The sequence below is a fragment of the Streptomyces sp. NPDC051173 genome (assembly GCF_040689515.1).
Taxonomy (GTDB): Bacteria; Actinomycetota; Actinomycetes; order Streptomycetales; family Streptomycetaceae; genus Streptomyces.
Genome location: NZ_JBFBBD010000054.1, coordinates 26469 through 48576 on the forward strand (window position 1 = coordinate 26469; position 22108 = coordinate 48576).

The 22108-nt window shown below is 72.4% G+C and carries 20 protein-coding genes and 2 pseudogenes; 7 read left to right on the plus strand and 15 right to left on the minus strand.

Annotation, left to right across the window (positions count from 1 at the left end):
• Positions 1–11 precede the first annotated feature (11 nt).
• The 5 genes from AB0435_RS24475 to ribA all read right to left on the minus strand — a co-directional run bounded on the left by AB0435_RS24475 (position 12) and on the right by ribA (position 5380).
• Positions 12–1004, minus strand: coding sequence for an SUMF1/EgtB/PvdO family nonheme iron enzyme (locus AB0435_RS24475; protein WP_366007476.1), 993 nt, complete (start codon positions 1002–1004; stop codon positions 12–14).
• Complete coding sequence (locus AB0435_RS24480) at positions 1001–2296, minus strand: SGNH/GDSL hydrolase family protein (RefSeq protein WP_366427957.1); 1296 nt, start codon at positions 2294–2296, stop codon at positions 1001–1003. Before AB0435_RS24480 ends, AB0435_RS24475 begins: the two co-directional genes overlap by 4 nt.
• On the minus strand, positions 2293–3012 hold the full coding sequence (locus AB0435_RS24485; RefSeq protein ID WP_366427958.1) for a class I SAM-dependent methyltransferase: 720 nt from the start codon (positions 3010–3012) through the stop codon (positions 2293–2295). Before AB0435_RS24485 ends, AB0435_RS24480 begins: the two co-directional genes overlap by 4 nt.
• An 86-nt stretch (positions 3013–3098) precedes the next feature.
• A complete protein-coding gene (locus AB0435_RS24490; RefSeq protein WP_366007473.1) occupies positions 3099–4784 on the minus strand; it encodes a WD40 repeat domain-containing protein in 1686 nt (561 codons plus the stop codon).
• The gene (gene ribA, locus AB0435_RS24495) at positions 4781–5380 is read right to left on the minus strand and encodes a GTP cyclohydrolase II (RefSeq protein ID WP_366007479.1); all 600 of its coding nucleotides are present in this window, start codon (positions 5378–5380) and stop codon (positions 4781–4783) included. The genes AB0435_RS24490 and ribA overlap by 4 nt, the downstream gene beginning before the upstream one ends.
• A gap of 347 nt (positions 5381–5727) precedes the next feature.
• Between ribA and AB0435_RS24500 the strand changes: the two genes are divergently transcribed.
• Positions 5728–6777, plus strand: a complete 1050-nt coding sequence (locus tag AB0435_RS24500; protein ID WP_366007472.1) for a questin oxidase family protein — start codon at positions 5728–5730, stop codon at positions 6775–6777.
• Positions 6778–6905: 128 nt separating this feature from the next.
• Here the strand turns inward: AB0435_RS24500 and AB0435_RS24505 are convergent, their stop codons facing one another.
• The 4 genes and pseudogenes from AB0435_RS24505 to AB0435_RS24520 all read right to left on the minus strand — a co-directional run.
• Complete coding sequence (locus AB0435_RS24505) at positions 6906–7307, minus strand: hypothetical protein (RefSeq protein WP_366007471.1); 402 nt, start codon at positions 7305–7307, stop codon at positions 6906–6908.
• A gap of 513 nt (positions 7308–7820) precedes the next feature.
• A complete protein-coding gene (locus tag AB0435_RS24510; RefSeq protein WP_366427959.1) occupies positions 7821–8417 on the minus strand; it encodes an NAD(P)-binding domain-containing protein in 597 nt (198 codons plus the stop codon).
• Positions 8418–8462: 45 nt separating this feature from the next.
• Positions 8463–8699 (minus strand): annotated as a pseudogene (locus AB0435_RS24515) (inositol monophosphatase family protein); the annotation flags it as partial.
• A gap of 35 nt (positions 8700–8734) precedes the next feature.
• A pseudogene (locus tag AB0435_RS24520) lies at positions 8735–9769 on the minus strand (GAF domain-containing protein); the annotation flags it as partial.
• 180 nt (positions 9770–9949) lie between these two features.
• Between AB0435_RS24520 and AB0435_RS24525 the strand changes: the two are divergent.
• The gene (locus tag AB0435_RS24525) at positions 9950–10243 is read left to right on the plus strand and encodes a holin (RefSeq protein WP_366007469.1); all 294 of its coding nucleotides are present in this window, start codon (positions 9950–9952) and stop codon (positions 10241–10243) included.
• Positions 10244–10484: 241 nt separating this feature from the next.
• Here the strand turns inward: AB0435_RS24525 and AB0435_RS24530 are convergent, their stop codons facing one another.
• Positions 10485–11792 (minus strand): phosphatase PAP2 family protein, encoded by a 1308-nt coding sequence (locus tag AB0435_RS24530; RefSeq protein ID WP_366007478.1) that lies wholly within the window; start codon positions 11790–11792, stop codon positions 10485–10487.
• A 369-nt stretch (positions 11793–12161) separates the two neighbouring features.
• On the opposite strand from AB0435_RS24530, the gene AB0435_RS24535 reads away from it, so the two are divergent.
• A complete protein-coding gene (locus AB0435_RS24535) occupies positions 12162–12818 on the plus strand; it encodes a hypothetical protein (protein WP_366007468.1) in 657 nt (218 codons plus the stop codon).
• A gap of 164 nt (positions 12819–12982) precedes the next feature.
• On the opposite strand, the gene AB0435_RS24540 is transcribed toward AB0435_RS24535, so the two are convergent.
• On the minus strand, positions 12983–13159 hold the full coding sequence (locus AB0435_RS24540) for a zf-HC2 domain-containing protein (RefSeq protein WP_366007467.1): 177 nt from the start codon (positions 13157–13159) through the stop codon (positions 12983–12985).
• A 61-nt stretch (positions 13160–13220) separates the two neighbouring features.
• On the opposite strand from AB0435_RS24540, the gene AB0435_RS24545 reads away from it, so the two are divergent.
• Positions 13221–13808 carry a sigma-70 family RNA polymerase sigma factor gene (locus AB0435_RS24545; protein ID WP_366007466.1) on the plus strand — a complete coding sequence of 196 codons (588 nt, stop codon included), beginning with the start codon at positions 13221–13223 and terminating at the stop codon, positions 13806–13808.
• 72 nt (positions 13809–13880) lie between these two features.
• Here the strand turns inward: AB0435_RS24545 and AB0435_RS24550 are convergent, their stop codons facing one another.
• From AB0435_RS24550 to AB0435_RS24560, 3 genes are read right to left on the minus strand one after another with little or no spacing between them, the layout of a single operon-like run.
• Entirely contained in the window at positions 13881–14387 is a 507-nt protein-coding gene (locus AB0435_RS24550; RefSeq protein ID WP_366007465.1) for a copper chaperone PCu(A)C, read from the minus strand.
• A complete protein-coding gene (locus AB0435_RS24555; RefSeq protein ID WP_366007464.1) occupies positions 14384–16750 on the minus strand; it encodes a heavy metal translocating P-type ATPase in 2367 nt (788 codons plus the stop codon). Before AB0435_RS24555 ends, AB0435_RS24550 begins: the two co-directional genes overlap by 4 nt.
• Positions 16747–16983, minus strand: a complete 237-nt coding sequence (locus AB0435_RS24560; protein WP_366427960.1) for a hypothetical protein — start codon at positions 16981–16983, stop codon at positions 16747–16749. The genes AB0435_RS24555 and AB0435_RS24560 overlap by 4 nt, the downstream gene beginning before the upstream one ends.
• Positions 16984–17203: 220 nt before the next feature.
• Between AB0435_RS24560 and AB0435_RS24565 the strand changes: the two genes are divergently transcribed.
• The 3 genes from AB0435_RS24565 (at position 17204) to AB0435_RS24575 (ending at position 21403) form a co-directional block, all read left to right on the plus strand.
• Positions 17204–18451 (plus strand): cytochrome P450, encoded by a 1248-nt coding sequence (locus AB0435_RS24565; RefSeq protein ID WP_366427961.1) that lies wholly within the window; start codon positions 17204–17206, stop codon positions 18449–18451.
• Positions 18452–18458: 7 nt separating this feature from the next.
• Positions 18459–19391, plus strand: coding sequence for an isocyanide synthase family protein (locus AB0435_RS24570; protein ID WP_366427962.1), 933 nt, complete (start codon positions 18459–18461; stop codon positions 19389–19391).
• Between the two features lie 422 nt (positions 19392–19813).
• Positions 19814–21403: a hypothetical protein gene (locus tag AB0435_RS24575; RefSeq protein WP_366427963.1), complete on the plus strand. Its 1590-nt coding sequence runs from the start codon at positions 19814–19816 to the stop codon at positions 21401–21403.
• A gap of 84 nt (positions 21404–21487) precedes the next feature.
• On the opposite strand, the gene AB0435_RS24580 is transcribed toward AB0435_RS24575, so the two are convergent.
• Positions 21488–21718, minus strand: a complete 231-nt coding sequence (locus tag AB0435_RS24580) for a hypothetical protein (protein WP_366007459.1) — start codon at positions 21716–21718, stop codon at positions 21488–21490.
• Between the last annotated feature and the right edge of the window lie 390 nt (positions 21719–22108).

Genomic DNA, 22108 nt, shown 5'->3' on the forward strand with positions numbered 1-22108 from the left:
GGGCTCGGTCGTCACGGCGTCTCCGCGAGCCGGAAGCCCATCGCGTAGATGTCCCGTTCGTACCAGCCGTGCCGCCGGCGGCAGCGGGCGAGGTCGCCGAAGCGGGTGAAACTGCCGCCCCGGGCCACGCGGTACGTGCCACGGGTCACGGCGAGGTCGTCGGCGACGGCTTCCCCGCCGGGGTAGGGGCCGTAGTCGTCCGCCGTGTACTCCTCGACGTTGCCGGCCATGTCGTGCGCCCCGAACGGGGAGCGGCCCGCCGGGTACACCCCGATCGGCGAGGTGGCGAGCGGTCCCTCCTCCACCGTGTTGGCGCACTCCGGCCGGAAGTCGTCCCCCCACGGGAACTCGCGGCCGTCCCCGCCGGAGGCCGCGTACTCCCACTCGGCCTCGGTCGGCAGCCGGAAACCGCGCCCGGTGCGCCGGGCGAGCCACGCCGCGTAGGCGTCGGCGGCCTCCGCGGACACCGTCCACACCGGGTGGTTGGCGAGCCGCTCCGGATAGACGCCGAACCGCCAGCTCGACGGCAGCAGGCAACTCCCGGTGTCCTCAAGGAAGATCCGGTACTCCACGTTGGTCACCGGGTGCAGGGCGATCCGGAACGCCGGGAGGTCCCGCTCGTACACGGGGCACTCCTTGGCGATCCACTCCTCCTCCACGCCCGCGTGGCGCCAGCGCCCGGTGACCGGGCCGACCTGTCCGGGGTCGAGACCCAGACGGACGCGGGCCGCCGGGACGTCGGCCATCGGCGGGTCCTCGGGGCGGATCCGCGGGTCGCCGACCATCCCCAGGACGGTGCCGGCGGCGTGGCGCCGGGCGAACGGCTCGGCGGGGTCCTCCGCCACCACGACGAGCGCCGCCGCCTCCATGGACAGCAGATCCCGGTGGTCCGCGAGGCCCCAACGGGGGCCGCGCGCCCGGAAGGTGTCGGGCAGGCCCATGGCCGCCCGGTCGGAGAGGGTGTTGGGGTTGGCGAGGACGACCGGTGGGGTGCTGGTGGTCATGACTTTCTCCCATGGGCGCCGGGAACGTCGCCTCCGGTCAGCGCGGTGAGCGGCACCGCGTCGGCCAGGGTCCGGTAGCCCGTGTCGTTCAGGTGGATGTGGTCGCCGCCGTCGAGGGCGGCCCGGACACGCTGCGGGTCGGCCGGGTCGCGTACGGCCGCGTCGAAGTCGACGACGGCGTCGAAGGCGGCCAGGGCCGCGGGGGAGCGCAGCGCGGTGTTGACCTCGACGCGCGCGCGTTCGGCCTCGGGGGTGTAGAAGGGGGAGTCCTTGAAGGGCGTCAAGGTGCCCACCACGACGCGGATGTGCCGCGCGCGCAGCCGCTCGGCCATGGTGCGCAGCCCGTCGAGCACCTGCGCGGAGGTGGCGCGGGGCTCCAACTGGAGGTCGTTGATGCCCTCGTAGAGCACGGCGGTCCGCACCCCGGGCCGGTCGGTCACATCGCGCTCCAGCCGTCCCAGCGCGCTGGTCCCGCGCTGCGGCCGGTCGGTCTCGGAGCCGTCGCGCAGGATCCGGTTGCCGCCGATGCCCTCGTTGAGCACCCCCATGCCCCGGGTCGCGGGGTCGGCCGTGATGCGCCGGGCGAGGGCGTCCGTCCACCGCGCGTCGGCGTCCTGGGTGGACTTCACCCCGTCGGTCTGCGAGTCGCCGAGGGCCACGACCGTGCCGCGCGTGCCCGGGCCCCGGACGTCGACGCCGGTCAGGAAGAACCAGGACGTCTCGGTCCGGGTGTACGCGCCGCCCGCGCTCTCGGCCGCGTGGTCGCCCGGCTCGGAGACGTAGTTGCTCTGCTGGGCGAGCCAGTGCCAGGTCATCGGCCCGGTCGGCCGCGGCAGGTGCACGCTGACCAGGAGGTCCAGGTCGGCCGGCACCTCGAACGGCACGGGGTCGCTGAGGACCTCGGCCCCCACGGGCACGGTCGTGCCGGTGGCGCCGCCGTCGAAGGTGACCGGCCGCAGGGTGCCGGGCGCCGCGGTGGGGGAGGAGCCGGATCCGGCCAGCGCGACGGTGCTCCGGCCGAGGGCCAGCGGGGCCGTGCCATGGGCGTTGGAGAACCGCAGGCGCAGCTCGCCGCCGGCGGCCGAGGTGTGGACGACCATGCGGACGGTCCGGTTGTCGACGCCCTCCCGCGAGATGCCGGTGGGTGCGGCGGGCGCGGGCGCGGTGCCCCACGTGCCGGTCCACTCCTCCGGGGAACCCGCGGCCCGCGCGGGCGTGCCCGTGAGCGCGGCCTGGGCCAGCAGCACGGCCGTGGCCGTGGCGGCGGCCGTGCGGTACGGACGCGTGCTCATCGTCCGCCGTCCCCGGTACGGCGGAACGTGCTCACCAGATAGGTGAGTCCCGCGACCGCGCGGGGCACCCGGTGCGTCTCGACGGGGGTGAAGCCGTGCGTGCCGATCAGCTCGTCGAGCTCGTCCTCGGTGAACTCCCGGTACAGCCGGTTCCCCTCGTTGGTGTACAGCCCGCCGGTGCCGCCCGCCGCGTGGAAGACGGAGAGGGTGTAGAGGCCGCCCGGGCGCAGCAGTTCGTGGATCCGGCGCAGGTAGCTCCCGTACGCGTCGGGGTGCTGGTGGTGGAAGCACCCGTTGTCCAGCGCCGCGTCGAACTCCGCGGTGCCCGGCAGGTCGAGCACCGCGGTCGCCAGGAACCGGGCCCGGCCGGGCCGCCGCCGGGTGATGGCCTCCCACTCGGGGGCCGCGACGAGGTCGATGCCGGTGACCCGGTGGCCGCCGTCGAGGAGGATCGCGGCGTCGAGACCGCGGCCGGTGCCCAGGTCGAGCACGTGGGCGTCGGCCTGTCCGCCGAGCGCGCCCATCAGCAGCCGCGGCGCCCGGCGCATCGCCTCCTCACCGGTCCAGATGTCCCGGCCGTCGGCGTAGTGGTGCTGGAAGTCGCTGTTCAGGACGGCGGCGTAGGCGGCCTCGTCGAGGGGGACGGCCTCGGTACGTTCGACGTCGTACCGGTCGGCTATCGGATGGCTGTCGTCCATGCGGAGCGGTCCTGTCATGTGGAGTGCGTCGGTGTGCGGGCATGGGTTCCGGGGGAGGCGGGTCGTCCCCTCGCCTCCCCCGGAACCGCCTGTGGGGGGTGGGCTCAGATGCCGATGGTGTACACCTGTCCGTCGTAGGACGAGGCGGCGAAGCAGTGGTGCTCCGCGTCATAGGTGAGCGAGGAGATCCCCGCGGTCGTCGGCCGGACGGCCGAGGACCACCCGCCGGCGACGCGGTCGTAGAGCGCGACGCGCCCGTTGTAGCTGCCGGTGGCGACGGTGCGGCCGTCGTCGGAGGCGGCGACGCACTTGATGGAGTGCGTGTGCGGGGTGTCGAGGACCTCGGGACGCTGCTCCGGGTCCCAGATGCGCAGCTTCAGGTCGCGGCTGACGCTGGCGAACCAGCCGCCCCCCAGGCCGGCGCAGCCGTTGGCGATCCGGTCGTGGGCGTCCTCGGCCGTGGCGACCCGCGACAGGTCCGAGATGCGGTACCAGGTCGCGGAGGCGTCGGCGGCCACCGAGAAGATCAGGTCACCGGAGACGGCGACACCCTTGACGGCGTTGGTGTGCAACGGCAGGTCGGCCACGTGCTCCACCGCGCCGGGCCCGTCGAATCGCAGCAGCAGCCCCTCACCGGTGTACGCGCCGACCACGGCGTACCGCTGCCCGTTGTGCTCGAAGGCGGCGCCGCAGTTGAGCGGCGAGCGGTGCTGGTGGAGTTCGCGCCCGGTGAGGGCGTCGAAGACCTTGCCGAGCTGCCCGCCGGAGAGCACCAGGTCGCCGAGGGGGGTGAGGAAGTTGCACAGGCTGCCGGTGCGGGCGAGGACCTCGCCGTCGCGGTGCACGATGCCCGCGTCGCCGATGGTCAGCGTGGAACCGGCGGACGAGAGCACGGCGTTGACACCCTGGGTGGGCGGCACCTCGCCCGCGTCCCACGCGCAGCCCTCGTAGTCGTAGCCGCGGTAGCCGGCGCCGAAGGTCGCGAAGACCAGCCGGGACCCGCCGGCGAACGCGCAGGAGCGGGGCCACACGTCGTCGGGCAGGGCGGTGGTGTCGCGCAGTTCCGGCTTGCCGGAGGCGACGTTCCACAGCCGCATGGTGCGGTCGTAGCTGAGGCTGACCAGCAGATCGCGCGAGTCGTCCAGCACCAGGCGCTTGATGCCCGCCTCGTGGGCCGGCACCACGGTGCGCCCGGCGTCGTCGACGACGATGATCTGGCCCTCGTCGTTGCCGGCGAAGATGGTGCCGCCGGAGGAGATGGCGATGGTGTCGGTCTCGACGCCGTCCATGTCCAGGTCGGCCACGAGGGCGCCGCTCTCCAGCGACCACCGCTTGATGGTGCCGTCGTCGCTGGAGGAGATCAGCTCGTCGCGGTCCCGGGCCCATTCGACCGAGATGACATCGGCGGTGTGCCCGGCGAAGGTGGCGACGAGGTTCCCGGTGAAGTCGTAGACCCGCACCCGGTGGTCGCGCGACGCGGTGGCTATCAGCTCCTTGGAGGGGTGGAAGACGGACATCTCCACGTCGTCCTCCTGGTCGGCGAGTACCGCCACCAGGCGCAGCTCCGGCACAGTCCACAGCCGGGCGGTGTAGTCGCTGGAGGAGGTCACCAGGTGGCGCCCGTCGGGCGAGAACGCGCACTGGTTGGCCAGGTGGTCGTGGAAGGAGCGGGCGAGGGCCGTTCCGGTCCGCTGGTCCCAGCAGATGACCTGGTTGTCGTAGCCGGCGGTGGCGACATAGGAGTTCTCCCAGGCCGCGATGCCGCTGATGGGTCCTCGGTGCTGGATCACGCTGTTCCTTCCACGAGTTCGATCGAGTGGCCGCCGTATTCGGCCTTGGCACGCAGGTAGTGGTCGTTGCGCTCGTTACGGAAGATTCCGGTCCGGATCTGTTCCGCGACCTCGATGCCGTACGAGGCCAGCTGCGCTGCCTTGTCCGGGTTGTTGGTGTGCAGCTTGATCCGCTTCACCCCGAGCGTGTGCAGCATCTGGGCCGCCGAGCGGTAGTCCCGGAGGTCGTCCGAGAAGTTCAGCTCCCGGTTGGCCGCGAAGGTGTCCAGGCCGCCGTCCTGGAGCCGGTAGGCGTCCAGCTTGTTGTACAGGCCGATGCCGCGCCCCTCCTGGCGGAGGTAGAGGAGCACACCGCCGGAGGCGGCGAGCAGCTGCATCGACTCCGTCAGCTGCGGACCGCAGTCGCATCGCGCGGAGCCGAAGACATCGCCGGTCAGGCATTCGGAGTGCAGCCGCACCAACGGGACCTCGGCGATCGGTCCGAACTGCACGGCCACGTGCTCCAGGCCGTCGCCGAGACCGCTGAAGGTGATCATCTGGCCGGGCTGCCAGGCGCCGTCGGCGCGCTGCACCGGGATCTCGACCCGGGCTCGGATGCGCACGCTCCCGTCGAGCGGCTCCGCTGACAAACCGTGCAACGGGGTCTCTTCCCCATTGAGCGTTTTGGGCACTGATTCCTCCCGTTGAGCGAGCACGCCCCGAACTCCAGGGCGCATTCACAGCATGGGCACGGGGAGCGGATCGGACAGCACGGTCCGTACCGGTACGGGTACCGAGATTATTTGGGGGTGGTACCGAACCATCCGGTCCGCCACCTCGCGGACCGGGGCTCTCGGTGGGGGTGAGGTACCTCGGTCGAAGGGCCTCCGACCTCCGCCTTACGGCCGACGGCGTAGAGCCGCAGCCCGATACGCCCGCCCCGGCACCGGCCTAGCCTCGAAGCATGGACACGACGAGCGGAACACTCGACGAGGCTCTGGAACGCTTGCACGCCACCGGCCCGGAATTCCGTGGTTTCCTCAGCAACCACGGCCCGATGGCCGTCGAGGCCCTGGTCAGGAACGGCCAGGCGTGCACCGTCCACCGCTGGCTCGACCACTACGTCACCAAACTCGAGGACACACCGGGCGCGCGCACGCGCATCACGGACATCAACTGGAGGGAGGCGCTGGGCGACCCGTCCCGGGTCACCGACTGGACCACGTACATGGCACGGCAGGTCGCCGAACGCCCCTGGCGCGAGGTGCTGACCGAGTGGTGGCCGCGGCTCCTGCCCGGCATCGCGGGCGGCGCGACCCACCCCGCCATACGCGTCGGCCACGCCGTCCGCACCCTCCTCGAAGACAGGGAGGAAACACCGCGCACCGCCGAATTCGCGCACGCCCTCGGCTACTGGGCGGCCCGCCACACCCCCTTGCCGGTGACCGTACGCCCGGTCGGCACGGCCACCCCCGCCGAGGCGCTCGCCGCCCTCCCCCCGATCGCCGACCAGCGCACCGGCGTCCTGAACGGCCTGGCCCAGCTCCCCGGCACCGACGGCTGGCTCAAGGCCGCCGAGTCCGTCAACACCCCCCAGGACCCGGACGCGGCCCACTGCCAACTGTCCGCACTCGTACGGGCCTCCACCCGCCGCTACGCCGACCACGCCCACGGCAACCCGGTGATGCTCGTACACGCCGCCACGGCCCCGAACGCGGTACTGCGCACGCTGCCCGCCCTTCCCCGCGACCTCTGGGCCCCCTCCCTCGGCGCGGCCTGGGCGGCGAGCGCGGCGATCACGTCCCTCTACACCCCCGCGGAAGCGCTGCCGCCACTGCGCGCCGGCCTCCTCACCCCGGAGGAAGCCTTCGAACGGGCCGCCGCGCACGGCGACGAACACGTCATCAAACTGACGGACACGGCGTGCGACGTGACTTCCTGGACCTCGGAGGGCGACGACCGGGCCCTGTCCGCGGCCGTACGGTCCATGGAACTGATCGCGCCGGACAACTGAGAGGGACGACAAGGGTTCCCGTGGCTGGGTGGTTCGGCGTTCCGGTGACGGGTCATCCGGCTTCACGCCGCACGCGTGGCCTCGGACGACGAAGCCCCTCTCCCGCCGAGCGGGAGAGGGGCACGAGATCACTTCTTCCGGCGCTTGCGCGGCGCGGGCACGGTCGGCGCCTCGGTCTCACGAGCGGCGGCGAAGAAGGGCGCCATGATCTCCTCGTACCGCTTGAGGGATTCGGGCCCCAGGTCGACCTCGAGCCACCTGGGCACCTGGATCTCCTTGATCTCCGTCACCGGAGAACCGTCCTCGTGCACATCCCCCGTCAGGTCCTCCATCTCCTCGGCCACCGTCACGGCGAACTTGACGGTGATGAGGTCATCCGTCACCTCGGGGGCGAGGTCGTCGAAGTCGATCCGCTGAACGAAGATCGGCGTCGTGATCGCCTGACCACCGACCTCGATCGTCTTCACCCCTTCTTCCACACCGGGCTGACCCTTGTGGGATTCGTCTACCTCAATGAATTTGGTGCCCATGGACGGCGCCTCTCCTTTGTGCGGGTGCGTGAGTAAATTCTAGTGCAGGAAGGGTAGTTGACGCCAACTCAGGGAATTGCTGTTTCGCCTTTGCGGGGAGAGGGGAAAGGGGGCGTGAAATCCGTCGGCTGTTTGATTGGCGGCGCTTTTGTATTGGGGGAGTGGGCCGGTCGGGGGCGCTCTCCTCGGGGATCGTACGGATATCCGAGGACGTGCGGGGCGCCCGAGGCGAGTGCTGATCCGATGCTGGAAAAACCGTTGTCCTGCGGCCCGTCGGGATTGGTGGAAAGGAGCATGGATCCCGAGACCATCACTCCCGTCGACCGGATGCTCGCGGAGCGTGCCTGTGAGCGGGTCGTCGTGGACTTCGTCCACCGCCTCGACCTGGGCGAGCCGGGCTCGGTGGCCGAGTTCTTCACGCCCGACGGCGTCTGGCACTGGCCGCACGGCGATCGCCACGGTGGTGGCGGGGCGGATACGGGCCGGCCGGGGGGTGGTGTGCTGGGTCCGGGGTCAGCGGGTGATCGAGATCGCGAAGGGGACGAATCCGCTGGAGCGGATCACGTGGGGCACGAACAGGATCGCGGCCTCCGTCGCGCGGGCGGTCCGGATCCCGCCGAGGTCGGTGATCCATTCGTTGTGCCGGCCGAGGTCGGTGAGGAGTTCGCGGACGGTCTGCTTGGCCCGGAGGTCCTCGCCGGAGAGGAACACGGTGGGCGTCTGGCTGAGCGTGGCCGGGGCGGTCATCACCGGGAAGAGCATGGTGTTGAGGGTCTTGACGACGTGTGTTCCGGGGAGTGCGTCCTGGAGTTGCTCGGCGAGGCTCGAGCCGGGGTAGAGCAGGTCGGCGGGCAGGCCGTCCGGTCCGTCGGTGGTGGCGTTGGAGACGTCGACCAGGAGGGTGCCGCGCAGTTCGTCGCGCAGGGCGACGAGCCGTTCCAGGGAGCCGGCGCCGGGGGTGGCGTTGATGACGATCTGGGCGCGTCGGGCGGCGTCGGCGGCGGCGCCCGGTGTGCGGTCCGCGACGGTCACCTCGTGCCCTGCGCGGGTGAGGGCGGCGGCCAGGTTGCCGCCGACGCGGCCGTTTCCGAGTACTGCGATCGTGGTCATGAGGGTGTGGTCCCTTGTCGTGTGTGCGGGTGGGGTGGTGTTCGGTCAGCGTGAGAGGGTGGCGACGGCCTGGGCGTGGACGCCGGGCGCGGCGGCCAGGAAGCCGGCGCTCTGCGGGGTCCAGGGGCGGCCCTCGGCGTCGGAGATCCGTCCGCCGGCCTCGGTGACGAGGAGCGCGCCGGGCAGCAGGTCCGCGCGTGCGCCGGCGAACTGCCAGAAGGCGTCGAGCCGGCCGGCGGCCACGTTCAGCAGGTGCAGGGTCGCGGGCACGGCGACGCGGACGAAAGGATTTGTCAGTGTTACCGGCCTGCGATCTTCACGCCGGGCGCCTCCGACAGCGGGAGGAGGGGGCCGGCGTAGGCGTGGAGGGCGGCGCGCAGCCCGCCCGCGGCGAGTTCCCGCTCCAGGCAGCCGAAGTCCGTGTCGACCTCGCCGCGCAGCCGGTACGGGCGGGACGCGAGCAGCGGGCCGACCAGCCGTCGCAGCCGCGACAGTTCGGCCCTCAGGGTCACCGGCGGCACCGGGCGGTCGCCGTAGAGCGCCGCCGCGAGCCGCTCGCCCGTCAGCCCGTCGGGGTGGGCGGCCAGCAGGGCGAGGATCTCGCTGTGCCGGCGGCCCAGGCGTAACCGGCGCCCGTCCACGACCAGCAGCGCCTCGTCCCGGCCGAGTACGGACAGGACGCGGCCGGGCACCGGTTCCGGCGCCGTCAGCTGTGCCTCGGCCGCGCGGGCGGTGGCCTGGACGAGCGCCAGGCTCTGGGGTGAGGCCAGTTGATCGCCGCCGGTGATGTCCACGGCGCCCAGCAGCCGCCCGGTGCGCGGGTCGTGGACGGGGGCGGCGGCGCAGGTCCACGGCTGGACGAGGCGGTTGTAGTGCTCGGTGGCGAAGACCTGGACGGCGTGGTCGAGGGCCAGGGCGGTGCCGGGGGCGTTGGTGCCCGCGTGGGTCTCGTCCCAGCGGGCGCCGGGGACGAAGTTCATGCGCTCGGCGCCCTTCCGTATGCCCGCGTGTCCCTCCACCCACAGCAGGCGGCCCGCCGCGTCGCAGACGGAGAAGAGGTGCGCGCCGTCGGAGGCGATGGAGCCGAGCAGTTCGCGGAAGAGGGGGAGCGCGGCGGCCAGTGGGTGCGTCCGGCGGTAGTTCTCCAGCTCGGCGCCGGTCAGTTCGACCGGTGGGAGGAACTCGGACGCGGGCAGGGCTCCGGCCGAGCGCCGCCAGGAGTCGGCGACCACGGCGCGTACGTGCGGACCCGCCCGGCCCCCGGCCACGAAGGCCTCGTGCGCGCCACGGATCGCACGGCACCGCTCCGCGGGGTCGTCGCCGGACACCAGCGCCAGCCATGGGTTGACCATGCGGACCCTCCCAGCCCTCGGTGGCCCCCGCAAAGAGGGCAGCATCCCACAGGGGGCGAGGCACGGACAGGGCCCGGTCCGCACACGTCTCACGGACCGTCAGGCTTGCGGTAGGGGCGGCACACCCAGCACGCTGCCACTTCAGCCATACGACGCGAACGGAAGAGACACGAGAAGGCCATGACTGCCCTGTCCAAGAAAGTCCTGCTCGACATCCTCGAGCGCACCCTCGCCGCCTACGTCACCACCTTCCTCGGCCTCCTCATCGCCGACGGTTTCGACCTCACCGACGTCTCCGCGCTCAAGGCGGCCGCGATCGCGTCCCTGCCCGCGGCCCTCTCCGTGATCAAGGGCGCGATAGGCAGCCGCTTCGGCGACGAGAACAGCGCCGGCTGGCTGCCCAACCGCGGCGGCGGGACCAGAAGCGGAACCAAGGGCGGCTCGCAGGCGGGGCGGCAGTCGAGCGGAGGCTGACGGTTCACACGGGGTGTGCGCGGCGCACCCATGCCGCCCCCGCGCACACGCTTCCCGGCGCGGCCCGTCGCACGGTTGACTCGAAGACGCGAGTCCCACTGGAGCGACGGGACCCGGGCCGTCGGCCCTTCCCCCGAGCCGACGGCCCACCGCCTCGTACCGCCGGGCGGACGGTACGGGGCGGCTCGTCGCCTCGCGGGCCGGGGCGCGTGCCGCGACGCCCGCACATGCGCATCGTGACTCAGACCAGTTCGGGCTGCGGTTCCGCTCGCCGTGCCGGCGCGGGCTCCGGGGCCTTCGGTTCCCAGCCTCGGGTGGTCCGTACGTAGCCGTAGATCACCGAGGTCATCGCCAGGATGAGAAGCGGTCCGAACACCCATGGATGCTCGGCCATTTCCACCGGCAGCCAGCGGTATGCCGCCAGGAGCGCGGCGAAGACCGTCGTGCCGTAGGCGACCAGCTGGATCCCCGACCGGTCCCAGCCGCGGTCGAACGCGCGCAGACCGGCCTCGGTCGTGAGCGAGAACACCACGCCGGCGATGAGATCCACGCCGTAGTGGTAGCCGAATCCCAGCGTGGCGCTGAGCGTGGCGACCAGCCAGAACGCCCCCGCGAAGCGGAGGAGCCGCGGTCCCTTGCGGGTGTGGATGAAGATCGCGGTGGCCCATGCCGTGTGCAGGCTGGGCATGCAGTTGCGAGGGGTGATCGTGTCGTACGGCACCGGGTGCGGGACATGGACCGGCAGCGGTGTGTGCGGCCATATGTCGGCCACCGCCCACTGCACGCCGCCGGTGCCGGAGGCGCCCGGGCCGTAGGCGAAGACCGGTCCGACCACCGGGAAGATCATGTAGATGGCCGGCCCGAGGAGGCCGATCACCAGGAAGGTGCGCACGAGATGGTGCCTCGGGAAGCGGCGCTCGCCCGCCACGTTGCGCAGCTGGTACAGCGCGACGACGATCGCGGCCACCGCGAGCTGGGCGTAGACCGTCTCGAGAAGACGGTTGCCGATGGGTCCGGTGGCTTCGAGGATCCGGCCCATCGCCCATGACGGGTTGCCCAGCGCGTGATCGGCGGTGGCCAGGTAGGGGTCGAGCACCGTCGGGCGGGTCTTCGCCGTGATGAGCAGCCAGGTGTCGCCGATCTTGCGGCCGGCCACCAGCAGCAGGCCCAGGGCGACGCCCTTCAGCAGCAGGGTGCGTTCGTGGCCGGTGCGGCGCGTGACGGCGATGACCGCGCAGCCCAGCATCACCCACAGCGCGCCGTTGCCGAAGTAGTGGCCCTCGGGCACCTCGGCGCCGACCGCCCACCGCACCAGTACGAAGACGACGTCGATGCCGACCGCGGCACCGGCCGCGATGAACCGTTGCCGCCAGGTGAGCACCACCATCATCAACGCCATGCCGCCGTACAGCGGCCCTGGCTTGGGGGCGAAGATCACCTCACGCACCTGGGTCGCCAACGGCCCGGGCACGCCGGCGTAGCGGCGGGCGGCGATCTCCAGCGCGACGAGGAGTACGAGGGCTGCCACACCCGCCGTGGCCCAGAGGATCACCTGGGGCCGACGCCGCGCGGCGACGTTTATTCGCGAAAACACCCGGCCAACTATAGGCATCGATCACGTAACCGATTTGTTGGGTGTCGATCGATTAATCACCCTTTGCGCAGGGTGGTGTGGTTTTCCGGAGCGTCGAGGACGCGGCGAAGGGCGGCGGGCCGGGCGGACGGTACGGGCGGGCCGATGCGTCCGTGCGGGGGGTCGTGCGGGCGTCAAGGCGCCCCCCGCCGTCGGACCGCGCGGGGCGGGTGCAACGATGTGCACGTCATGAGAGCAGGGCAGGCGCATCAGGGTCCGCGAGCGCTGCGAGCCGCGGTGTTCGCAGCGGTCTGTGTGCTGCTCGCTGCCCTGGGACACGCGGTCATGTCCGGCACGACCGTCCCCTGGTGGGCCGTCGCGGTCGCGCTGAGCACCACGGGCAGCGGCGCGTGGTTCATGGCGGGGCGCGAACGCGGCCCGCTGCTGATCACGCTCGCCACCGTCGGGGCGCAGACCGGACTGCACTTCTTCTTCGCGCTCTCGCAGAACGTCGTGGCCAACGCCACCCGTGCGGCAGCGGCGGCCCGCGCCGGACTGCCGACGGGCATGCCGGGGACGGACCCCGGCATGCCCATGGGGCACGACATGGCCGGGTCCATGAGCGGCATGGCCGGCATGTCCATGGGTGACATGAGCGGTGGCACAGGTGCCATGGCCGGGCACGCCATGTCCGGTCACTCCATGGCCATGCACGCCGGTCACGGCGCCATCGGCATGTGGTCGGCGCACGTCCTCGTCGCGGTCGTCTGCGGGGTCTGGCTCTCCGGCGGCGAACAGGCCGCCTTCCGGCTCGGCCGCGCCCTGCGCACCCGGCTCTTCGCCCCGCTGCTCGTCCTCTTCCGGGACGTCCCGACGCCCTCCGGGCCGCCGCGCATCCGCGCCGACCGGACGCGCGTCGCGCAGCGCCTGCGGCAGCTGCTCTACGCCCATGTCCTGGACACACGTGGTCCACCGGCCCGCGTCGCCGTCGCCTTCGGCTGACGGCGACCCCTCGCGCCGAACCACGTCACCGGGCCGCCTCGCACTCCAGGGCGCCCGGATTCCAGGAAGGACCCAGGGCGATGACCCCTGCCCGCACATGGGGAGTGCCACGACAGCACGTCCCCCCTGCCGTCGGCACGCGCCGTACGGCCGTTCCCAGCGCGTCAGATGTTCCCCAGGCCCGCCGACAGCAGCTTCAGCCGGCGCGCGCTTTTCTCCCAGTTCCGGCACGCGGCGCACTCCCGCAGGTGGGCGTCGAGCGCCGGGCCGGAGACCTCCGGCGGCAGCTCCTCGCCGTCGACGCGGGCGGACATGGCGGTACGGGACTCGACGCAGTGCACCCCGCCATCGTCCCCGGCGCCGCCGGAGCCCCGCGCACCACCCCCCGCGCGGGGGGCCGCCGTGCGTGACGACGAGGCGGTGACCACTTGGGCGCTCGCGGCACGCGGCGGCGACGCCGACGCCGTGGAGCGCTTCATCCGCGCCACCCAGAGCGACGTACGGAGGTACGTGGCGCGGCTCAGCAACGATCCGCAGGGCGCGGACGACCTCGTGCAGGAGACGTATCTGCGTGCCCTGCGCTCGCTGCCCCGCTTCGAGGGGCGCTCGTCGGCCCGCACCTGGCTGCTGACCATCGCCCGCCGCACGGTCGTGGACCGGCTCCGTTTCAACGCGGCCCGGCCCCGGCTGTCGGACACGGACGACTGGCAGTCGGCCGCCGAGCGGGCGCAGTCGGCGGAGCTGCCCGGCTTCGACGAAGGCGTCGCGCTCTCGCAGCTCCTCGACCGCCTGCCGTACGAGCGGCGCGAGGCGTTCGTCCTGACCCAGCTGCTGGGTCTGCCGTACGCGGAGGCCGCGGTCGTCTCGGGCTGCCCGGTCGGCACGGTGCGCTCTCGCGTGGCGCGGGCGCGCGAGGCGCTGATCAGCCAGCTGGAGACGGCCGAGCGGGACGCGGTACGGGCCGCGCCGGTGCTGGCCGGGGCCGCCTGACGGGCCGGACGTGAGGAGGGGGCGGGGCTCGCAGTGAGCCCCGCCCCCTCCGCCCCCTCCTCGTATGGCCGCTCATCCCCGGTTCCCCGGGCGGACCACCACCGCTTCGACCTTCACCGTGCCGCTGTCGCGGAAGCGGAGCGTCAGCGGGAGGCGGTCGCCGGTGCGCAGGCGCGGCGGGGACGCCACCATGATGTCCAGGTCGTGCGGTGACATGTCGAGGGTGCCGCCCGCCGGGACGGCCGCCGACGGCACCATCCGCATCGACCCGGCGCCGTCCTTGACCACCGTGCGGCTGAGCATCGCGCCGCCCGCGGTCGGGGCCTCGACGCCGACGAGCTCGTCGTCCGCGTCACCGGCGTTGCGGATCTTGAGGAAGGCGGCCGTGTCGTCCGTGCCGAAGGGGAGCAGGACGCGGGGGTCCTCGACCTCGATCGCCGCGGGCCGGCCGGCGGCTCCGGAGGCGGTCCACGCGCACAGGCCGCCGAGGGCGACGGCGCAGGCGATCACGGGCACGGCGGCCGCGCGGGCGGTCGCGACGAGCGGCCTGGCGGCGGGGGCGGACAGCTGCGTCTTCACGCGTCACCTCGTGTCTGGACGGTGGTGTTCCCGGTCACGGGGCCGGTGTTCCCGGTCGCGGGGCGGCGCCGGGCGGGGGAGTGCGTACGGTCGCGGCCCGCCGCCCGCGCGGGCGCCGGCTGCCAGCCGCGCAGACGGAGGCTGTTGGCCACCACCAGCACCGAGCTCACCGACATCGCGGCCGCCGCGAGCATCGGGCTCAGGAGACCGACCGCGGCGAGCGGGACGGTGACCAGGTTGTAGCCGAACGCCCAGGCGAGGTTGGCGCGGACCGTCGCCGACGTGCGGCGGGCCAGGCGGACGGCGTCCGCCAGCGCGCCCATGTCCTCGCGGACCAGCGTCACGTCCGCCGCGCCGATCGCCGCGTCCGTGCCGCTGCCCATCGCGATGCCCAGGTCGGCGCCCGCCAGCGCCGCGGTGTCGTTGACGCCGTCCCCGATGACCGCGACCCGGCGCCCCCGGGCGCGCAGCTCACGCACGAGCGCGGCCTTGTCCTCGGGTGTGGCGCGCGCGTGGACCTCGGTGATGCCGAGCTCCTCGGCGACGGCCCGCGCCGCGCCCTCGCTGTCGCCCGTGGCCAGCACCGGCCGCAGGCCGAGCCGCTTGAGGTGGTCGACCGCGCGGTACGAACCGGACCGCACCGAGTCGCCCAGGGCGATGACCGCCTCGGGCGTGCCGTCCACCCGCACCAGCACCACGGTCCGGCCGTCCCGCTCCGCGTCGCGCGCCGCCGTGGCCAGGGACTCCGGCAGCCCGCTCTTCCTGGGCTTCTTCCTCGACGGGGCGGTGTCCTCCGGGCGGACGACCTCCACGAGCCGGCCCCCGACCCGTCCCGAGACACCCCGGCCCGGCGTCGCCGCGAACCCTGTGACCTCCGGCAGGGCGGCGGCGTCCGGCACGTACGCGCACACCGCCCGGCCCACCGGGTGCTCCGAACCCCGCTCGACCGCCGCGGCCAGCCGCAGCGCCTCGTCGGAGCCGAGCCCGTCCGCGCGGGCCGTCACCCCGGTCACCGTCATCGAACCGGTCGTCAGCGTGCCCGTCTTGTCCAGCACGACGGTGTCCACCCGGCGCAGCCCCTCCAGCGCCTGCGGCCCCGACACCAGGATGCCGAGGCCCGCGCCCCGGCCCGTGGCCGCGAGCAGGGCCGTCGGCGTGGCCAGGCCGAGCGCGCACGGGCAGGCCACCACGAGCACCGCGACGGCCGCCGTGACCGCCGACTGCGGCGGCGCGCCCGCGCCCAGCCAGAAGCCGAGCACGGTGACGGCGACGGCGAGCACCGCCGGGACGAAGACCCCCGCCACGGCGTCGGCGACGCGCTGCACCCGGGCCTTGCCCGCCTGCGCGTCCTCCACCAGCCGGGCGATCCGCGCCAGTTGGGTGTCCGCGCCGACCGCCTCGGCCCGTACCTCCAGCAGGCCACCGGAGTTGACGGCGCCACCGACCACGGCGGCCCCGGGCCCCGCCTCCACGGGCGCGCTCTCGCCCGTCACCAGCGACAGGTCCAGCGCCGAGCTGCCCGCGACGACCGTGCCGTCGGTGGCCACGCGCTCACCGGGGCGTACGACGAAGCGGTCGCCGACCCGCAGTTCACCGATCGGCACCCGCCGCTCGGTGCCGTCGGCGTCCCGCACGACGACGTCCTTCGCGGCGAGCGAGGCCAGCGCCCGCAGCGCCGACCCCGTACTGTGCCGGGCCCGCGCCTCCAGCAGCCGGCCGACCAGCACGAACAGCGGGACGCCGACCACCGCTTCGAGATAGACGTCCGCCGTGCCACCACCCATGGACGGCACCAGCGTGAACGGCATCCGCATGTCCGGGTCGCCCGCCCCGCCGAGGAACAGCGCGTACGCCGACCACGCGTAGGAGGCCAGCACACCGAGCGAGACGAGCGTGTCCATGGTCGCGGTGGAGTGCCGCAGGCCGCGCAGCGCCTTCTCGTGGAACGGCCACGCGCCCCACACGGCCACCGGCGTCGCCAGCGCGAAGCACAGCCACTGCCAGTTGCGGAACTGCAGCCCCGGCGCCATGGACAGCACCAGGACGGGCACGGACAGCACGGCCGTGACGACCAGCCGGGTCATCGCGGAGGCCGCGGCCGCGCCGTCGGCGGGCGCCTCGGGGACCTCCGGCTCGGGCAGCGACGCCGTGAAGCCGGCGCCCTCCACCACGGCCATCAGCTCCGCCGCGGTCACCCCGGCGGGGTGACTGACCCGGGCCCGGCCGGTGGCGAGGTTGACGGTGGCGGTCACGCCGTCGAGCCGCCCGAGCTTCTTCTCCACCCGCGCCACGCACGCCGCGCAGGTCATCCCGCCGACGACGATCTCGGTGGCGGCGGGCGCCACGGGACTCGCGGTGCTCATCGGACCACCACCGGGCCCACGGGGGCGCCCATGTCGTGCATGCCGCCCATCCCGCCCATGCCACCGCCACCGCCGGAACCGGAGCCGCCGGAGCCACCACCGGTGCGGTGTATGCCGGGGGCCGCGGGTCCGGCGGCCGACCCGACGGCGTACGCGACACCGAAGAGGGCGGCCAGCAACAGGACGAAGCCGAGCAGGGATCCGTACGGACTGAGAAGACGACGAGCGGTCATCGCCGCATCGTGACACGTCGCGCGCCGCGTCCGGCCGTCCGCGACGGGCCCACGGCGCGTGAGGATTGTCCCTTTCGCGTACGGGAACCAGCGGGCCTCCGTGGCCGACTACCCAGGAATCACCCCGCAGCGCCCGCGAGCCGCCCGCGAACCGACGGGAACTCATCACCCGCCCCGTACGACTTCCTTGGGGTCCACGACTTCGCGAGGAGACCCCACCGTGTCGCTGCCCGACCCGATTCCCCTCTACGGACCCGACTACAAGCGGGACCCCTACCCGCTGTACGCCCGCATGCGCGCGGCCGGGCCCATCCACCGGGTGCGCTTCCCCAGCGGTGTCACCGCCTGGCTCGTGACCGGCCACGCCGCCGCCCAGCGGACCCTCGCCGACCCCCGGCTGGGCAAGAACCACGCGCTCGGCAACGACCGCTGGCGCGAGCGCGCCTCGATCATGCCCGAGCCGCAGCACTCCCAGCTCCAGGTCCACCTCCTCCACCAGGACGCGCCCAAGCACACCGCGATGCGCCGCCTGATCACCGACGCCTTCGCACCGCGCCGGGCCGAGGAGCTGCGCCCCCGCTTCCAGGAGATGGCCGACGCGCTCGTCGACGCCATGCCCGCCGACGCCGACTCCGCGGACCTCGTGCGCTGCTTCGCCGCGCGGTTCCCCTTCCAGGTGCTCGCCGAGGTCATCGGCCTGCCGCCGCACCTCGCGGCCCGCTTCCGGCGCGACTGGGGCAAGGTCGTCGCCCCCGTCGGCCCCACCGACCCGGGCCGCCCCGCCTACGAGGCGCTGCTCCGCGAACTCCAGGGCTACATCGCCGAGGTGGTCGCCGACCGGCGCGCCGCCCCCGGCGACGGTCTGCTCTCCCGCCTGGTCACCGCCCGCGACGCGGGCGAGCTGACCCAGGAGGAGCTGGACTCCATGATCTTCCAGCTGCTGGTGGCCGGCCAGGAGCCCGTCACCAACCAGATCACCACCGCTGTCGTCTCGCTCCTTCGACAGCCCGAGGCGTTGGAGCGGCTGCGCGCCGAGCCCGAGCTGCTGCCCGCAGCGGTCGAGGAACTCCTGCGCATCGACAGCGCCTTCGAGCTCACGACCTGGCGCTTCCTCGCCGAGGACGCCGACCTGCACGGCAGACGGGTCCCCGCCGGCGACTCCGTCATCGTCTCCCTCTGGGCCGCCAACCGCGACCCCGAGCGCTTCCCCGACCCCGACACCCTCGACCTCGACCGGGCGCAGGGCTCCCACCTGGCCTTCGGGTACGGCACCCACTTCTGCCCCGGCGCGGCCCTGGCCCGCGCCGAACTCCAGGTCGCCCTCGGCACCTTGCTCACCCGCCTGCCGGGCCTGCGCCTCGCCGTCCCCGAAGAGGAACTCCCCTGGATCCCCGCCGTCCTCGGCCGCGGCGTGGGCGAACTGCCCGTCGCCTTCGACCGGCCCGGCTGCCCCCGCCCCCGTGGATGACCGCGCCATGTCCTTTGCAGCGACCCTGACCCGTACCACCGTCGAAGAACGCGTGCTCGGCCTCCTCCTGCCGTACCACCGCACGGCGGAGGCGATCCCCTCCGAACCCGCGGACCACCCCGAACAGCTGGAACAGATACGGCAGTTCACGTCCGCCGACGAGACCATCGTCTTCACTCTCCCCGGCTTCCCCTGCAAGTCGCCCAACCCCGCCAAGGTGCTCGGCCACCTCCCCGACGAGGGCGAGCGCCTCTCCCTGCGCTTCCTCGACGGGCTGTGCGCCCGCATCGGCGAGATATACGAGCCCGGGGCCCGTATCGTCATCTGCTCCGACGGGCACATCTTCGGCGACCTCATCCGGGTCCCCGACGACCACATCGACGCCTACGGCGACGAACTGCGCGCTCTGATCGACCGGGAGGGGCTGCGCCACCTCGACACCTTCGACCTGCGCGACGTGCACGGCGACCTCGACCACGACACCAAGCGCGAGCTGGTCACCGCCGCGTACGCCCCCTCACTCGACGCCCTGCGCGCGCAGGTCCGCGCCGGTGACGAGGAGACCCTGCGGCTCTACCGCGGCATCACCCGCTTCCTCTTCGAGGACACGGCGGACTTCACCGGCACGAACTCCGCGCTCCAGCGCGAGTGCAAGCGGCGGGCGTACGGCGTCATCGCGCGGAGCCGCGCGTGGGGCGACCTCATCGCCGACTGCCATCCGCGGTCGGTACGGCTCTCCATCCATCCGCAGCGGGCGGGCTCGGAGAAGTTCGGCATCCGGCTGCTGGATGCGGCGGACGCGTGGGCCACGCCGTGGCATGGAGCTGTGCTCCGGGGGGCGGGGGGAGAGGCTCGGTTGATGCGGCGCGCGGATGCGGAGCGGGCGGGCCGGCTGGTGTCGTCGGGCGGGCGGCCGAGCCATTTCGAAGTGGTGGCTTGAGGGGGGGGTGTTCCCCAGCCTCGCCTCTCCCGAAACTGGTGCTCTGCCCCAGACCCCGAGCTGCGGGTCCGTTGCCGGGAGCACCCTTCGGCCCGCACTCGTCTGAACAGTGAGAAGCCCCGTCCACGCACCTCGCGATGAGGGCACGGACGGGGCGCGAGCGGTGACTGCTTACGGTTGCTTCCTGCTCTTCTCACGCACGCAGTCGAGACCGGGCAGCACTTCCATGAGCCGTCCGAAATCGTGAACTCCCCCGCCTTCAGTCCGATTTCATCAGCCCGTGCAAACTCACGGGGTGAGGACTGCAACCACCCCGTGGCTCATACACGCCAAACCGGCAAAGGGGCGGGCGACGTGTCCGGGGTCTTCATAGGCTCGTCACGCTTCACGGGAAGTTCACAGGCTCGCCACGGAAGGTCGACATGCATAGACACGCCAAAGGCGTCAGACGCCTCATAGCGGCCCCGTTCCTCGCCCTGCTCATGCTCCTCACCACCGGCGCCATCGCCACCGCCACGGCCACCACGGCCCAGGCCGCGGACTCCGGTGCCTGGACGTTCGCCAATCCGGACGGCACCCTCAACGCGACGGGTAACGGTGACGGAAACCAGATCTCCGTCACCCCCGACGGCACCAACTACACAAACTGGCGCCTGATCAAGCTCGGCGACCCCGGCGCGTTCAACATCGCCAGCACCTCTTCGGGGAAGTGCATCTACGCCACCCAGCCCGCCGTACAGCAGTCCTGCGGCAAGGACGGCGAACAGTGGCACTTCCGGCCTGTCGACGGGAAGCCCAACACGTTCGGCATCGTCCGCCGCGACGACAGCAGCGGCACCGAGTGGTGCATGGACAACCGGGGCGGCCTGCACCTGTGGGGGATCCTCGCCCAGCCCAACATCTGTGACGGCAGCACCGGCCAGGAATGGACGGTCCCCGAATCGAAGGCGGCCGAGGCGAAGAAGCTTGCCCTCGACTACTACGCCGACCTGTGCGCGAAAAAGACCGCCACCCGCTCGTGGACCGAGAAGTCCGAAGGGCAGCCCGAAGTCCTGCCCCGTCAGCCCGCCTCGTCGGTCTGGTACAACGACACCGGCGCCACGATGAAGCAGGTCTTCACCACGATCTACCATTCCGGCTGGGCACAGTCGTTCTCCGCGGGCGTGTCGACCTCCGTCGGTGTCTCCGTCCCGGTCCAGGCGATGATCAGCAGCCAGCTCAGCTCGACGCAGACCTACACCTCGGACGAGACGACCGTGAACGGCATCGCGATCGACGTCCCGTCCAAGAACTACGGATGGGTCGACTTCGCCGCCGTCGGCAAGAAGGTCACCGGCACATGGACCTTCGACACCGACAACCAGCCGTGGACCGCTGACGCGACCGTGACCGTCCCCGTCATCAACTCGGCGGCCGGATCCACGATGTACGTCGCCCGCACGAGTCCGAACGCGCCCGGCAGTGGCACCGGTACCGGCAGTCCGGACGTCAAGTCTGGCGCCCTCGCCAAGACCGCCACGGCCACCATGGACGTGCCCGAGGGCGGCAAGCTGACCGCCTACAAGGGCGGTGTCCAGGTCAGTGACGCCGACGGCAGCACGATCGCAACGGTGCATCCCGGCACCGTCACGGACACCAACGGCACGACCCACAAGGTCGATCTCACGGTGGACGGCAACGCCGTCACCCAGACCGTCGAAGGCGTCACCGGCGACACCGTCACCGGCACGATCACGCCCCCGACCTTCTCCCTGGGCAGCGGCACCCCCGCCTCCGCCGCCGCGAAGGAGACCGCCAGGATGATGACGGTGGCGAAGTCCTTCATGGCCGCTCCTGCTGCCAAGAACAGCGACGATCACGACAAGTGCATGGCCGAGAAGATCGGCACGGGCATCCTCAAGGGAGGTCTTTGGGGCACCCTGAGGGGCGGCCCCGAAGGACTCGCCATCGGCATGATGACCGGCGCGTTCAAGGGCATCGCCAAGGGTGCCGTGGAATGCCGAGGACGTTGACCTGACCACCTGAACGACCGTGTCCCCCTGCCTACGGACTGGCAGGGGGACACGGGTTTTTCGGAGAGAAGGCGACGGTTCAGATCATTGCGTCACCTCCGGCGCGTGGCGCTTGATGCAATGGTCCGTCAAAGCGGCGGCGAGCTTCCGCACCCCGTTTTCATCGCTGCGTTCCTGGCACTTGTCCCGGGACGTGATCAAGCTGACGCAGGTGCCGCAGTCCACGTAGTGGATGGACCCGACGGCCGACGAGTGCGGCATGGACACGACCGGTGGGCACTCGTAGGCGGGGCTGATCGGGCGCGGCATCAGCATGACGGCCTCTCAGGGTGCGTCGCTACGGTGTACGGCCCGACCTGGAAGATCCGGCGGGTCCGCGTCCGCTCCTCGGGTACGTCAACGGGTGGGTGACCGGGCGTGCGCTGCTCGGTCCCTGCCGGGGTGTCGTTGGTGGGCTGCCCCTGCTTATGCTCTCTCATGGCTGCCTGCTCATCTCTTTGAGGTGGTCCACGCCCCCGGGCCGGTGGGACGGTCGCGGGGGTACTTGCGTCAGGCCAGCAAACCCTGAGAGGCAGAGGCGAGACAGGGACGCAACGTCCTAGTTTCGCGGGCTTAGTGGTCTGCGTCGTAAATCCTTCGGGGGTTGACTTCGGTGCTGCTTGTAGGCGTGCTCGCACTCAGCTGTTGAGGGCGGTGAGGTGGAGG